The organism is Salmonella sp. A1325 (genome assembly GCF_056991255.1).
Genome location: NZ_JAMLWO010000007.1, coordinates 1 through 13,926 on the forward strand (window position 1 = coordinate 1; position 13,926 = coordinate 13,926).

13 protein-coding genes and 3 other RNA genes are annotated in these 13,926 nt (G+C 53.2%); 8 read left to right on the forward strand and 8 right to left on the reverse strand.

The genetic code is table 11. The features are described from left to right. The first annotated feature begins 47 nt into the window (after positions 1 to 47). From NAZ64_RS14420 to pnuC, 5 genes are all read left to right on the forward strand, one after another. Positions 48 to 173: non-coding RNA, RtT sRNA (locus NAZ64_RS14420), on the forward strand. Positions 174 to 202: 29 nt separating this feature from the next. Then, positions 203 to 328, forward strand: a non-coding RNA gene (locus NAZ64_RS14425) — RtT sRNA. A 29-nt stretch (positions 329 to 357) separates the two neighbouring features. Further along, positions 358 to 483: non-coding RNA, RtT sRNA (locus NAZ64_RS14430), on the forward strand. 291 nt (positions 484 to 774) lie between these two features. Beyond that, the gene (gene nadA / locus NAZ64_RS14435; RefSeq protein WP_000115351.1) at positions 775 to 1,818 is read left to right on the forward strand and encodes a quinolinate synthase NadA; all 1,044 of its coding nucleotides are present in this window, start codon (positions 775 to 777) and stop codon (positions 1,816 to 1,818) included. A 24-nt stretch (positions 1,819 to 1,842) separates the two neighbouring features. After that, positions 1,843 to 2,562: a nicotinamide riboside transporter PnuC gene (pnuC, locus tag NAZ64_RS14440; RefSeq protein ID WP_000345367.1), complete on the forward strand. Its 720-nt coding sequence runs from the start codon at positions 1,843 to 1,845 to the stop codon at positions 2,560 to 2,562. Here the strand turns inward: pnuC and zitB are convergent. Next, positions 2,559 to 3,497 carry a CDF family zinc transporter ZitB gene (zitB, locus tag NAZ64_RS14445; protein WP_000951250.1) on the reverse strand — a complete coding sequence of 313 codons (939 nt, stop codon included), beginning with the start codon at positions 3,495 to 3,497 and terminating at the stop codon, positions 2,559 to 2,561. The two genes, pnuC and zitB, sit on opposite strands and share 4 nt — an antisense overlap. Positions 3,498 to 3,607: 110 nt before the next feature. Next, positions 3,608 to 3,994, reverse strand: coding sequence for a YbgS-like family protein (locus NAZ64_RS14450; RefSeq protein ID WP_000784380.1), 387 nt, complete (start codon positions 3,992 to 3,994; stop codon positions 3,608 to 3,610). Positions 3,995 to 4,313: 319 nt separating this feature from the next. Between NAZ64_RS14450 and aroG the strand changes: the two genes are divergently transcribed. The 3 genes from aroG to NAZ64_RS14465 all read left to right on the forward strand — a co-directional run bounded on the left by aroG (position 4,314) and on the right by NAZ64_RS14465 (position 7,375). After that, entirely contained in the window at positions 4,314 to 5,366 is a 1,053-nt protein-coding gene (aroG, locus tag NAZ64_RS14455) for a 3-deoxy-7-phosphoheptulonate synthase AroG (RefSeq protein WP_001109234.1), read from the forward strand. 153 nt (positions 5,367 to 5,519) lie between these two features. Then, a complete protein-coding gene (locus NAZ64_RS14460; protein WP_053258957.1) occupies positions 5,520 to 6,599 on the forward strand; it encodes a FecCD family ABC transporter permease in 1,080 nt (359 codons plus the stop codon). After that, positions 6,599 to 7,375 (forward strand): ABC transporter ATP-binding protein, encoded by a 777-nt coding sequence (locus NAZ64_RS14465; RefSeq protein WP_080095446.1) that lies wholly within the window; start codon positions 6,599 to 6,601, stop codon positions 7,373 to 7,375. The genes NAZ64_RS14460 and NAZ64_RS14465 overlap by 1 nt, the downstream gene beginning before the upstream one ends. Before the next feature lie 90 nt (positions 7,376 to 7,465). Here the strand turns inward: NAZ64_RS14465 and gpmA are convergent, their stop codons facing one another. The 6 genes from gpmA to NAZ64_RS14495 all read right to left on the reverse strand — a co-directional run bounded on the left by gpmA (position 7,466) and on the right by NAZ64_RS14495 (position 13,831). After that, a complete protein-coding gene (gene gpmA / locus NAZ64_RS14470) occupies positions 7,466 to 8,218 on the reverse strand; it encodes a 2,3-diphosphoglycerate-dependent phosphoglycerate mutase (protein ID WP_000301554.1) in 753 nt (250 codons plus the stop codon). Positions 8,219 to 8,441: 223 nt separating this feature from the next. Continuing rightward, positions 8,442 to 9,482, reverse strand: coding sequence for a galactose-1-epimerase (gene galM / locus NAZ64_RS14475; RefSeq protein ID WP_000931428.1), 1,041 nt, complete (start codon positions 9,480 to 9,482; stop codon positions 8,442 to 8,444). Beyond that, complete coding sequence (galK, locus tag NAZ64_RS14480) at positions 9,476 to 10,624, reverse strand: galactokinase (RefSeq protein ID WP_023207343.1); 1,149 nt, start codon at positions 10,622 to 10,624, stop codon at positions 9,476 to 9,478. The genes galM and galK overlap by 7 nt, the downstream gene beginning before the upstream one ends. A gap of 2 nt (positions 10,625 to 10,626) precedes the next feature. After that, the gene (galT, locus tag NAZ64_RS14485) at positions 10,627 to 11,673 is read right to left on the reverse strand and encodes a galactose-1-phosphate uridylyltransferase (RefSeq protein ID WP_000187473.1); all 1,047 of its coding nucleotides are present in this window, start codon (positions 11,671 to 11,673) and stop codon (positions 10,627 to 10,629) included. Between the two features lie 10 nt (positions 11,674 to 11,683). Further along, positions 11,684 to 12,700, reverse strand: a complete 1,017-nt coding sequence (gene galE, locus NAZ64_RS14490; protein ID WP_001265465.1) for a UDP-glucose 4-epimerase GalE — start codon at positions 12,698 to 12,700, stop codon at positions 11,684 to 11,686. Between the two features lie 222 nt (positions 12,701 to 12,922). After that, a complete protein-coding gene (locus NAZ64_RS14495) occupies positions 12,923 to 13,831 on the reverse strand; it encodes a DUF2167 domain-containing protein (protein ID WP_000885520.1) in 909 nt (302 codons plus the stop codon). Between the last annotated feature and the right edge of the window lie 95 nt (positions 13,832 to 13,926).

Genomic DNA, 13,926 nt, shown 5'->3' on the forward strand with positions numbered 1-13,926 from the left:
ATCCTGCACGACCCACCAGTGTAAAAAAGCGCCCTAAAGGCGCTTTTTTGCTATCTGCGATATGGAAGATTCGAACCTGCCGCAGGTTCGGGTCGAACGCAGTGAGACAACGGAGCCGTTTACGGCGACGGCCCGAAGGGCGAGCAAAGCGAGTCATCCTGCACGACCCACCAGTGTAAAAAAGCGCCCTAAAGGCGCTTTTTTGCTATCTGCGATATGGAAGATTCGAACCTGCCGCAGGTTCGGGTCGAACGCAGTGAGACAACGGAGCCGTTTACGGCGACGGCCCGAAGGGCGAGCAAAGCGAGTCATCCTGCACGACCCACCAATGTAAAAAAGCGCCCTAAAGGCGCTTTTTTACTATCTGCAATATGGAAGATTCGAACCTGCCGCAGGTTTGGGTCTCACGCAGTGAGACAACGGAGCCGCTTGCGGCGACGGCCCGAAGGGCGAGCGAAGCGAGTCATCCTGCACGACCCACCAGTGTAAAAAAGCGCCCTAAAGGCGCTTTTTTGCTATCTGCGATATGGAAGATTCGAACCTGTCGCAGGTTCGGGTCTTGCCTGATGCGCTGCGCTTATCAGGCCTACAGACGGCACCGCTCACGTAGGCCAGATAAGACGTTACGCCGCCATCAAACACGGCTACGTAATTATTGTGACTTTCCTTATTGAATCAGCTATCTTGTTTAGCATATAAAACAAATTAACCGATTGCGGCGTTTATTACGCTTTCATTTGGTTGTTTCGTTAAGCCAGTAAAACGAGAAGCATGATGAGCGTAATGTTTGACCCACAAGCCGCAATCTACCCGTTCCCGCCGAAACCAACGCCGTTGAACGACGATGAAAAGCAATTTTATCGTGAGAAAATCAAACGACTCCTCAGCGAACGGGATGCGGTGATGGTGGCGCACTACTACACAGATCCGGAAATTCAACAGTTGGCAGAAGAAACCGGCGGCTGTATTTCCGACTCGCTGGAAATGGCCCGTTTCGGCGCGAAGCACGCCGCATCCACGTTACTGGTAGCGGGCGTACGGTTTATGGGGGAAACCGCCAAAATCCTCAGCCCGGAAAAAACCATTCTTATGCCTACCCTGGCGGCGGAATGTTCGCTGGATTTAGGCTGCCCAATAGACGAATTTAGCGCTTTTTGTGATGCGCATCCTGACAGAACCGTAGTGGTCTATGCTAACACCTCGGCTGCTGTTAAAGCGCGTGCGGACTGGGTTGTGACCTCCAGTATCGCCGTAGAACTGATTGAGCATCTGGATAGTTTGGGGGAAAAAATTATCTGGGCGCCGGACAGACACCTGGGGAATTACGTGCAAAAACAGACCGGGGCCGATGTACTGTGCTGGCAAGGGGCGTGTATCGTGCATGACGAGTTTAAAACCCAGGCGTTGACCCGTTTAAAAAAAATCTATCCCGATGCCGCTCTTCTGGTTCACCCTGAATCGCCGCAGTCCATTGTCGAAATGGCCGATGCGGTGGGCTCCACCAGTCAGCTTATTAAGGCGGCAAAAACGCTGCCGCACAGACAGCTTATCGTGGCGACCGATCGCGGCATCTTCTACAAAATGCAGCAGGCGGTGCCTGAAAAAGAGCTGCTTGAAGCGCCCACGGCTGGCGAGGGGGCGACCTGCCGTAGCTGCGCGCACTGTCCGTGGATGGCGATGAATGGCCTGAAAGCCATTGCTGAAGGGCTGGAGCAGGGAGGCGCGGCGCATGAAATACAGGTTGATGCGGCGCTACGCGAGGGCGCATTACTGCCCCTCAACCGAATGCTGGATTTTGCGACTACACTTCGGGCGTAAAGACGGAAATCTTTGGGGGAGAGAATGGATTTTTTTAGTACGCACAACATACTGATTCATATTCCGATTGGCGCTGGCGGGTACGATCTCTCGTGGATCGAAGCGGTAGGGACCATCGCCGGCCTGCTCTGTATTTGGCTTGCCAGTCTGGAGAAGATCAGCAACTACTTTTTTGGACTGGTTAACGTCACCCTGTTTGCGATTATTTTCTTTCAGATCCAGCTTTATGCCAGCCTGTTGCTGCAACTCTTTTTCTTTGCCGCCAATATTTATGGCTGGTATGCGTGGTCGCGGCAAACAAAGGATAATCAAGCCGAGCTTAAAATCCGCTGGCTGCCGTTGCCAAAAGCAATGGCATGGCTGGCGATATGTGTGATAGCTATCGGTTTGATGACGCGATATATCGATCCCGTATTCGCCGTCCTGACGCGCGTGGCCGTCGCCATTATGCAGATGCTGGGGTTACAGGTGACAATGCCTGTACTGCAACCGGACGCTTTCCCGTTCTGGGACTCTTGCATGATGGTGCTGTCTATCGCGGCGATGATTCTGATGACACGCAAATATGTCGAAAACTGGCTCCTGTGGGTGGTAATCAACGTGATCAGTGTGGTGATTTTTGCTTTGCAGGGCGTCTATGCGATGTCGCTGGAATATCTGATCCTGACATTTATCGCCGTGAACGGTAGCCGCCTGTGGATAAACAGCGCGCGGGAGCGAGGATCGCGCGCGCTTTCCCGTTAATGGTGATGAACATGCCCGGATGGCGTCTGATTCAGATGACAGTCCGGGCCGTGACACACTTGATACTCCATCTGAATCGTAGCGTGCGCAATATGGTATTCGTGCATCAGGAAATCCTGGATACGTTCCAGCAGCGCATCATGGTCGTGTGGCGGAATGACCTGAGCGTGCAATGTCATGACCGGTTTTTCGCCGACCATCCAGACATGCACATGGTGTACGTTACGGACTTCGGGGATTTCCCGGCTTAAATGGCGCTGTAAGGCATTAATATCCAGCGAAACCGGCGCGCCTTCCAGCAATTCGTTGACGCTATCTTTTAACAAACGCCAGGCGCTGCGTAACACCAGTACCGAAACCAGAATAGAGAGAATCGGGTCCGCTGGCGTCCAGCCCGTCCAGATAATGATCAGCGCGGCGACTATTGCGCCGACGGAACCCAGCAAATCGCCCATCACATGTAGCGCGGCAGCGCGCACGTTCAGGTTTTTTTCATCGCTTCCCCGATGGAGAATCCAGAACGCAAACAGGTTCGCCAGCAGACCCGCAACCGCAATCACCATCATCAGATTGCCCGCCACCGGACGTGGCGTGTAAAAGCGCTCTATCGCTTCCCAGACAATGAGAAGGGTAATGACCACCAACGCAATGGCATTCACAAAAGCCGCCAGTGTGGTGAGTCTTAGCCAGCCAAAAGTGTGGCGAACAGTCGGGGGACGACGGGAAAATTGAACCGCCAGCAGCGCAAAGAGAAGGGCCGCCGCGTCGGTGAGCATATGTCCCGCATCCGCCAGCAACGCCAGAGAGCCGGAGAGTATCCCGCCCACCACCTCAAGGAGCATAAATCCGGCAGTGACGATAAAGGCGAAAAGCAGGCGACGAGCATTATTATCTTTCGGCAGGTGTGAATCGGCATGAGAGTGTGAGTGCGCCATAACGTCATTCCTTTGTTATTCTCATCAATACTGTAGACATCATACTGATTTTTCGCTGACAAAATAAAAAGGAGAGCGAAAGCTCTCCCGTTATCAGACTTTTTTCTGCATTACTGTGTGGTACCGTCGGTTTTGGTATTCACGTCATTATTGACGCCATTACCGGTTTCCACTTTTTTATTAATATCCGGGCAGCGCCCGTCTTTACACATGGTATTTTTATGCTCTTCATCCTTGGTCATTCCGTCATGATTCATGGTTGAACCGTCTGGATGCTGCATCGTACTGTTAGTATTGCCGTTGGTATTGATGTCGTTGTTATTCACATCATTCGGCGCTACATTCTGGCGGGCGTCCGGGGCAACCTGACCGGCATTTGCCGCCGAGTTCGCTTGGCCATTACTGGATTGCGCGTTAGATTCAGCAGCTAACGCTGCGCCGCTGGCAAGGCCGAGGGTAGCGGTGAGTAAAAGCGTAGTCAGTTTTGTCATTTTCATAAGATGCTCCTGTTATGGTGGATATGTCGGATAACCTCTTCCAACAGTGCACGTGTCAGTCAAATCCTCAAATAAGGGATAAAAAACGTTCGCCGCCGCAGGTTAACGCAGCAGAGAATCTTGCAATAATTCATAAACAGAGTGGTTACAGTTAAAAAGTGTAGGTTAGATCCCATTTTTCGCTACATTTGTGCGTTTTTTTCCTGAATTCCAGGATTATTCCGTTCAAAGTGTAAAAGCCCGTTTACACTATTTAATTGAAGAGATAGATTGGAGGGATTGCATTCATTGGGATAAGTACGGCAACACTGGAATAAACATGAATTATCAGAACGACGATTTACGCATTAAAGAAATCAACGAGTTATTACCTCCGGTCGCGCTGCTGGAAAAGTTTCCCGCCACGGAAAATGCAGCAAATACCGTTGCTCACGCGCGCAAAGCCATCCATAAAATTCTCAAAGGCAATGACGATCGTCTGCTGGTGGTGATCGGTCCTTGTTCAATTCATGATCCGGCAGCGGCGAAAGAGTATGCCGCCCGTTTGCTGGCGCTACGTGATGAGCTTCAAGGCGAGCTTGAAATTGTCATGCGCGTCTATTTTGAGAAACCGCGTACCACCGTCGGCTGGAAAGGGCTGATTAACGATCCGCACATGGATAACAGCTTCCAGATTAACGACGGTCTGCGTATTGCGCGCAAACTGCTGCTGGATATTAACGACAGCGGCCTGCCTGCCGCCGGCGAATTCCTCGATATGATCACGCCGCAATATCTGGCCGATCTGATGAGCTGGGGCGCCATTGGCGCGCGGACTACTGAATCCCAGGTTCATCGCGAACTGGCGTCTGGCCTCTCTTGTCCGGTCGGTTTTAAAAATGGTACTGATGGCACGATTAAAGTCGCCATTGACGCCATCAACGCCGCCGGCGCGCCGCATTGCTTCCTCTCCGTCACTAAATGGGGTCATTCGGCGATTGTGAATACCAGCGGCAACGGCGACTGCCATATCATTCTGCGCGGCGGTAAAGCGCCAAACTATAGCGCGCAGCATGTTGCTGAGGTGAAAGAAGGCCTCACCAAAGCGGGACTGACGCCGCAGGTCATGATCGATTTCAGCCATGCCAACTCCTGTAAGCAATTTCAAAAGCAGATGGAGGTTTGCGCCGATGTCTGTCAGCAGATAGCGGGCGGTGAAAAAGCGATTATTGGCGTGATGGTCGAGAGTCATCTGGTAGAAGGAAACCAGAGTCTGGAAAGCGGTCAGCCGCTGACCTACGGTAAAAGCATTACTGACGCCTGTATTGGCTGGGAAGATACCGATGCGCTGCTTCGTCAGTTGTCGGCAGCGGTAAAAGCCCGTCGCGGTTAATCTTCATTACGTCTTAAACCGGCCCGCAAGGGCGGTTTTTTATTTGGAGGCCGGTGAGATAGGCCACCGTGTCATTAATCGAAATATAAATAAATATATAACGAAATAATTCGGCGCTATAATTCTCCTCTGATTAATAACGTAGCCCGAACCATGACCTGTCAGGACAAATCACTTTTAGCCCCCGGTCTCGCTTCCACGCCCGTCATTCCGCGCTATCGCCAGATCATACGAAAACGGGCCGTGCTCATGTTAGCTATTGCGCTGGCGATGATGGCTTCACTGATGGTGGATGTAACCTGTGGGTCTTCTGGTTTACCGCTCAGTGCGCTGTGGCAGGCCCTTTTCCAGCCGGAAAAGGTGAATGCGGGCATACACGTTATTGTCTGGGATATTCGTTTACCCTATGCCCTGATGGCGCTGCTGGTAGGCATGGCGTTAGGGTTAGCGGGCGCCGAAATGCAAACCATTTTAAATAATCCGCTGGCGACGCCGTTTACCCTTGGCGTATCGTCCGCGGCGGCTTTTGGCGCTGCGCTGGCGATTGTGTTGGGGATCGGTATTCCCGGTATTCCAGCCACCTGGTTTATCCCGGCCAATGCGTTCATCTTTGCACTTTTATCCGCGTTTCTACTGGACGGTATTACCCGTTGGACAGGCGTCGCCGCATCCGGAGTGGTGTTGTTCGGCATTGCGCTGGTATTCACCTTTAACGCGTTGGTCGCCATTATGCAGTTTGTGGCTGATGAAGATACGCTGCAGGGGCTGGTATTCTGGACGATGGGGAGCCTGGTCCGTGCGTCGTGGGAAAAATTGGGCGTACTGGCCGTGGTGTTTATTGCTGTGCTTTTTTGCGCGTTACGAAGCGCCTGGCAACTCACGGCATTACGTCTGGGCGAAGAGAGGGCGATGAGCTTTGGGATTCATGTCCGCCGTTTACGCCTGCTGTCATTGTTGCGTATCAGCTTGTTATCAGCGCTGGCGGTAGCTTTCGTCGGGCCGATTGGTTTTATTGGTCTCGTTGCACCGCACATTGCGCGAATACTTTTGGGGGAAGATCACCGTTTCTACCTTCCGGGCAGCGTGCTGATAGGCGGGCTGGTGTTATCGCTGGCCTCTATTGCGGCGAAAAATAGTATTCCGGGCGTCATGGTGCCGGTGGGGATTGTCACCTCGCTGGTCGGGGTTCCGTTCTTTTTAAGCATTGTATTGCGACATCGGGGGAGTCTCTGATGCGCGGGTTAATGCTCCGCTCATTTAGCGCCGGCTATTCCACTCAGCCGGTTATTGCAGATCTCAACGTTCCCTTACTGCCGCGCGGGAAAATTACCATTTTGCTGGGGCCGAACGGCTGTGGTAAATCGACGTTACTACGTTCGCTGGCCGGGCTGAATAACGCCGACGGCGAGGCGCTGCTTGATGGCGAAGATCTCATGTCGTTATCGTTTGCCGAGCGGGCGCAGAAAGTTGTGTTTTTGCCGCAGTCATTACCGCAGGGCGTACATCTGCATGTACTGGAGTCGATTATCGTGGTACTGCGGGCATCAGGCGGCAGAGACAATGCGCAGGGCAGAGCGCAGATACTGGCTATCCTTGAGCAATTGGGCATAACGCATCTGGCGTTGCAGTATCTCGACCAGCTTTCCGGCGGTCAGCGGCAGTTAGTGGGTATGGCGCAATCGCTGATTCGTCGCCCTGAACTTCTGTTGCTGGATGAGCCGCTCAGCGCGCTGGATTTAAACTATCAGTTTCACGTAATGGATCTCGTGCGTCGGGATACCCAGGCGCAAAATAGGGTGACGATAGTCGTGGCGCATGACATTAATATTGCACTGCGTCATGGTGACCATGTCCTGATGCTAAAAGACGGCAGGCTGGTCGCCAGCGGCGCGCCGGAGACGGTGATTACTGCGGAGCGTCTGGCTGAAGTGTACCGGGTACGAGGACGCGTGGAGCGCTGTTCGCAGGGGAAATTGCAGGTGGTGCTGGACGGCGTGATCGCTGTTTAAGACGTATTGCCTGATGGCGCTGCGCTTATCCGGCCTACCCATTGCTCGTAGGCCGGATAAGGCAGTTATACCGCTATCCGGCAAAGGTGATTACTTCGCTTTACCCTGATTCGCCACGGCAGCCGCTTTCGCAGCGATCTCGTCAGCGTTGCCCAGATAGTAATGTTTGATCGGCTTGAAGTTTTCGTCGAACTCATACACCAGCGGCACGCCGGTCGGGATGTTTAACTCAAGGATCTCATCTTCACTCATGTTATCCAGGTATTTCACCAGCGCACGCAATGAGTTACCGTGAGCGGCGATGATCACGCGCTCACCGCTCTTCATACGCGGCAGGATGGTGTCGTTCCAGTAAGGAATAACGCGGTCGATGGTCAGCGCCAGACTTTCGGTCAACGGCAGCTCTTTCTCGCTCAGTTTGGCATAACGTGGATCGTGACCCGGATAACGCTCATCATCTTTGGTCAGTTCCGGCGGCGTCACGGCAAAACCGCGGCGCCACTGCTTAACCTGCTCGTCACCATATTTTTCTGCCGTTTCCGCTTTATTCAGCCCCTGCAACGCGCCGTAGTGACGTTCATTGAGTTTCCAGGATTTTTCCACCGGCAGCCACGCCTGATCCAGTTCATCCAGTACGTTCCACAGCGTATGGATAGCGCGTTTCAGTACGGAAGTGTAGGCAAAATCAAAGCTGAAACCTTCTTCTTTTAGCAGTTTACCCGCTGCTTTTGCTTCGCTTACGCCTTTTTCAGACAGGTCAACATCATACCAGCCGGTGAAACGGTTCTCTTTGTTCCATTGACTTTCACCGTGACGTACCAGAACCAGCTTAGTTACAGCCATACTCTCACTCCTATAAATCATATGTAATGATAATAATTCTCATTATATTGCCGCGAGGTGTTGGCGGCAATGCTTACGCATAACCATAGCGAAAATAGTGGCGCAGTGTAAGGTTCTTGTGAACTCAGAGTTGCGATTTTGTCTTTAAGTGGTGGAGGTTTGAGCAGGGCAATGGCGCGTAGGCCCGATAAGCTTGCGTCATCGGGCATGTAGCGGCATATCGTTAGAACGGAATAAACTGATACTCGGTCAGGCTGGCGTACTCCTCGCCAGGGCGAAGGATACAGTCAGGCTGCGGCCATTCAGGATGATTCGGGCTGTCCGGCAGCAGTTCGCTCTCCAGCGCCAGCCCTTGCCAGTCGGCATAAGGTTCCGGCCCGCGGGAAGGTGTACCCGCCAGATAATTGCCGGAATAAAACTGTAGCGCCGGGGCGGTGGTGTAAACCATCATTTGTAGCTTTCCATCCTGTGACCACAGACGGGCCGCCGGCTTTTTGCCATCACCCTGCGTCTGTAGCAGGAAAGCATGATCGTAGCCTTTAACCTTGCGCTGATCGTCATCGGCGAGAAACTCGCTGGCAATGACTTTTGGCATCCGGAAGTCAAACGAGGTATTGGCTACCGATTTTAGCCCCTGGCGTGGAATACCGGATTCATCTACCGGCAGATACTCATCCGCCAGAATTTGCAGCTTATGTTGGCGCACGTCGGTCCGATCGCCGTCCAGATTAAAATAGACGTGGTTGGTCAAATTCACCGGACAGGGTTTATCGACCGTTGCCCGGTAGGTGATGGAGATTCTATTGTCATCGGTCAGACGATATTGCGCCGTGGCGCAAAGATGGCCAGGAAAGCCCTGGTCGCCGTCATCAGAGGTGAGCGCGAATAATACCTGGCGATCGTTCTGGTTCACAATTTGCCAGCGGCGCTTGTCAAAGCCTTCCGGTCCGCCGTGTAGCTGGTTCTCGCCCTGGCTTGGGCTTAACTGTACGGTTTCGCCGGCAAACGTATAGCGGCTATTGGCGATACGGTTCGCGTAACGGCCAATAGAGGCGCCGAGGAACGACGTCTGTTCAGGGTAGTGTTCCGGGCTGGCGCAGCCCAGTAATGCTTCCCGAACGCTGCCGTCAGACAGCGGTATACGGGCGGAAAGAAGAGTGGCTCCCCAGTCCATCAGCGTTACCACCATCCCTGCGCTGTTGCGCAGGGTTAGCAGGCGGTACGGTTGACCATCGGGGGCCAGTGCGGGCGTTTCATTTAGCACTGTCCTGCTCCTTGTGACGGTTTGCATACATAAAAGGTTTCTTTGATTCCGGTTTTCGCTTCGTACTGTTGCGCAACGGCCTGCTGAACAGCGGGAACCAGATCTTCCGGGATCAGCGCGACAACACACCCGCCAAAGCCGCCGCCGGTCATGCGCACGCCGCCTTGATCGCCGATGGTCGCTTTGACAATGTCTACCAGCGTGTCTATCTGCGGGACGGTAATTTCGAAATCATCGCGCATTGAGGCATGGGACTCCGCCATCAGTTGGCCCATACGTTGCAAATCACCTTTCTCTAGCGCGCTTGCCGCTTCAACGGTGCGGGCATTTTCGCTCAATACATGGCGAACGCGTTTTGCGACTACCGGGTCCAGTTCGCTGGCAACGGCATTGAACGCCTCAAGGCTGACATCGCGCAGGGCCGGCTGCTGGAAGAAACGGGCGCCGGTTTCGCACTGTTCACGGCGGGTATTATACTCGCTGCCCACCAGCGTGCGCTTAAAGTTACTGTTGATGATCACCACGGCGACACCTTTCGGCATGGAAACCGCTTTGGTGCCGAGCGTACGGCAATCAATCAGCAACGCATGATCTTTTTTGCCGAGCGCAGAGATGAGCTGATCCATAATGCCGCAGTTACAGCCGACAAACTGGTTCTCGGCCTCTTGTCCGTTGAGCGCAATTTGCGCGCCGTCCAGCGGCAGGTGATAAAGCTGCTGGAAGACGGTGCCCACCGCCACTTCCAGCGAAGCGGAGGAGCTTAACCCGGCGCCCTGCGGCACATTACCGCTGATGACCATATCCACGCCGCCAAACGCGTTGTTACGCTGTTGCAGATGTTTCACTACGCCGCGCACATAGTTAGACCACTGCTGGCTATCGTGGGTCACGATCGGCGCATCCAGTGAAAATTCGTCCACCTGATTGTCGTAATCGGCGGCAATCACCCGTATGGTACGATCGTCGCGCGGTGTACAGCTAATTACGGTCTGGTAATCGATAGCGCAGGGCAGAACAAAACCATCATTGTAATCAGTGTGCTCGCCGATCAGATTGACGCGGCCTGGCGCCTGAATCGTGTGGGTGGCAGGGTAGCCGAAAATTTCAGCAAACAGCGCGCGCGTTTTCTCTTTCAGATTCATTTTTATACTCCGGATTCGCGAAAATGGATGTCGCTGACCGCGCGCAGGCGTTCAGCCGCTTGTTCTGCGGTTAAATCACGCTGGGTTTCCGCCAGCATTTCATAGCCGACCATAAATTTGCGGACGGTCGCAGAGCGCAGCAGCGGCGGATAAAAGTGCGCGTGCAACTGCCAGTGTGCGTTTTCTTCACCGTTAAACGGCGCGCCGTGCCAGCCCATTGAGTAGGGGAAGGAACACTGAAACAGGTTGTCATAACGACTGGTCAGCTTTTTCAACGCCAGCGCCAGAGAGTCGCGCTGCTCGTCGCTTAAATCGGTAATGCGCAGGACATGAGTTTTGGGTAACAGTAGCGTTTCGAACGGCCACGCCGCCCAGTAAGGCACCACCGCCAGCCAGTGTTCGGTTTCGACCACGGTGCGGCTGCCGTCCGCCAGTTCCCGCTGGACATAATCCACCAGCATTGGCGAACGCTGTTCGGCGAAATAGGCTTTTTGTAAACGATCTTCGCGTTCGGCCTCATTCGGCAGGAAGCTGTTGGCCCAGACCTGGCCATGCGGATGCGGGTTCGAACAGCCCATCGCCGCGCCTTTATTTTCAAAGACCTGCACCCACGGATAGGTTTTGCCTAACTCGGCGGTCTGCGTTTGCCAGGTTCTGACGATTTCCGTCAGCGCGGGCAGGCTCAACTCCGGCAGCGTTTTACTGTGATCGGGAGAAAAGCAGATCACGCGGCTGGTGCCGCGCGCGCTCTGACAGCGCATCAGCGGATCGTGGCTGTCCGGCGCATCCGGCGTATCGGCCATCAGCGCCGCGAAATCGTTAGTAAAGACGTAAGTCCCTTTGTAATCGGGATTTTTATCGCCGGTGACACGCGTATTGCCCGCACACAAGAAGCAGTCCGGATCGTGGGCCGGCAGCATTTGCTGAGACGGCGTTTCCTGCGCCCCCTGCCAGGGGCGTTTTGCGCGATGCGGCGAAACCAGAACCCACTGGCCGGTAAGCGGGTTATAACGGCGATGCGGATGATCGATGGGATTAAATGGGGTCATAACAACGTCCTTAATCTGGGTATCCCTGCGGATGGCGTGACTGCCAGTGCCAGGTGTCCTGCGCCATTTCGTCAAGCGTGCGGGTGACGCGCCAGTTCAGCTCGCGATCGGCTTTGCTGGCATCCGCCCAATACGCCGGGAGATCGCCGTCGCGACGCGGCGCGAAGTGGTAATTAATGGGTTTACCGCAGGCTTTACTAAAGGCGTTGACCACATCCAGGACGCTACTGCCGACACCCGCGCCGAGGTTATAAATATGTACGCCGGATTTGTCCGCCAGTTTTTCCATCGCCACGACGTGCCCGTCGGCTAAGTCCATAACGTGAATGTAATCGCGTACGCCGGTGCCATCCTCGGTCGGGTAATCGTTGCCGAAAACGGCGAGCGATTCGCGACGCCCCACGGCGACCTGGGCGATATAGGGCATCAGGTTATTCGGAATACCTTGCGGATCTTCTCCCATGTCGCCCGACGGGTGCGCGCCGACCGGGTTGAAATAACGCAGCAGCGCAATACTCCACTCCGGCTGGGCTTTTTGCAGATCGGTGAGGATCTGTTCTACCATCAATTTACTTTTGCCGTAGGGGCTTTGCGGCGTGCCGGTAGGAAAACTTTCGACGTAAGGAATTTTGGGCTGATCGCCATAAACGGTGGCAGAGGAGCTAAAAATAAGGTTTTTAACGTTGGCCGCACGCATGGCGCTGACCAACCGCAGCGTACCGTTGACGTTGTTGTCATAGTACTCCAGCGGTCTGGCGACCGATTCGCCGACGGCTTTCAGGCCGGCAAAGTGAATCACGGTATCAATCGCGTGATCGTGCAGAATTTCGGTTATAAGCGCTTCGTTGCGAATATCGCCTTCGACAAAGGTCGGGTGCTTACCGCCCAGACGTTCAATAACGGGCAGCACGCTGCGCTTGCTGTTGCAGAGGTTATCGAGGATGACGACGTCATGACCATTTTGCAGCAATTGTACGCAGGTATGACTTCCAATGTAACCGCTACCACCTGTAACCAATACTCTCATAATTCGCTCCGTTAAGCCTATGGTATGGAATAACCATAGCATAACAAAGATGCGAAAAGTGTGACATGTAATAAATTAGTGGAATCGTTTACACACTGGTGATTTTGCGCATTTATATCAATTAAATGATTACAAATCATCTGGCTTGAGAATGCTTCTGCTTTTTATCCGAAAAAAAGGCGCGTTATGCGCCTGGAAATGAAACGGACGGGGCAGGGGCTGTCAGTCTTTTTTACGCGAGAGTAGCTTCCTGGCGAGCGCCCCGACGGCGACGACGCCGATGGCGGTCACTTTCCAGAATTTAAGTAACGCGATGCCGAGCATAGCAAGCAGTCCTACTTTTTTGGCCGCGATACCGCCAATCAGCGCGGCGAGCCCATACTCCGCTATTTTGTCCGTTGATTCGTTGAAGTCAGCGTAGCGTTGTCCAGAGTTGAACTTGACGGAACTGAGAATTCTTTTCGCCAGAGGGATTTCGTGGTCAACAGAACCTCTGTCGGTCACCAGATTTAAAGAAAAATAGCCTTCACGTCCTAGCAGATAGGTGTTGTAGTTCACGCCTTGTTCATTCAGTGGTTCGTTGGTGCCGATATCCTGGATGGCGGCGGACCAGATCAGACGATGATTGGTTGCATCGTAGGTAGGCTTCTCGATCCAGCCAATAATTTCTATCGGCTCAATGCCTTTTGCAATACGATCTTTATTCGCTTCTTTTGTGCCTTTGCGCAGGTTATCCATTAATTCATCGGCATCCCAATTTTTTGCATCATCATCTTTTACATAACCAGAATCATCATATTCGATAGAAATAAATCCATTCATTTCCTTTTTAAATACGAGACCGTAAAAATATTCATCGTCAACATAGTTACCAATTTCACGCATAAATACCGCCGCTTCTTTTGCGGGTATCCAGGTAAATCCTTCCGGCAGATTAAGCGTGGCTTTATCACCTAAACTAATTTTTGTCGGACCCGCAACGGCGGCGCGACTCATGCCTTCAACAGCGACCTCAACGGCGGTTTTACGCGCTTCCTGCGCAGCGGTCGGCTTTTGCTCAGCATAACTGCCGGGGCAAAATAACATGGCTGCCAGTAAAAATAGTATTATTTGTGGAAAACGAAAAGCCATAATGAATCCCTTATATTCACATACGACATCATTGTCGAAAATTTCAGGATTATTATGACAATGAGGCGGTCAGCGATTCAAGAGATAGTAAGCTT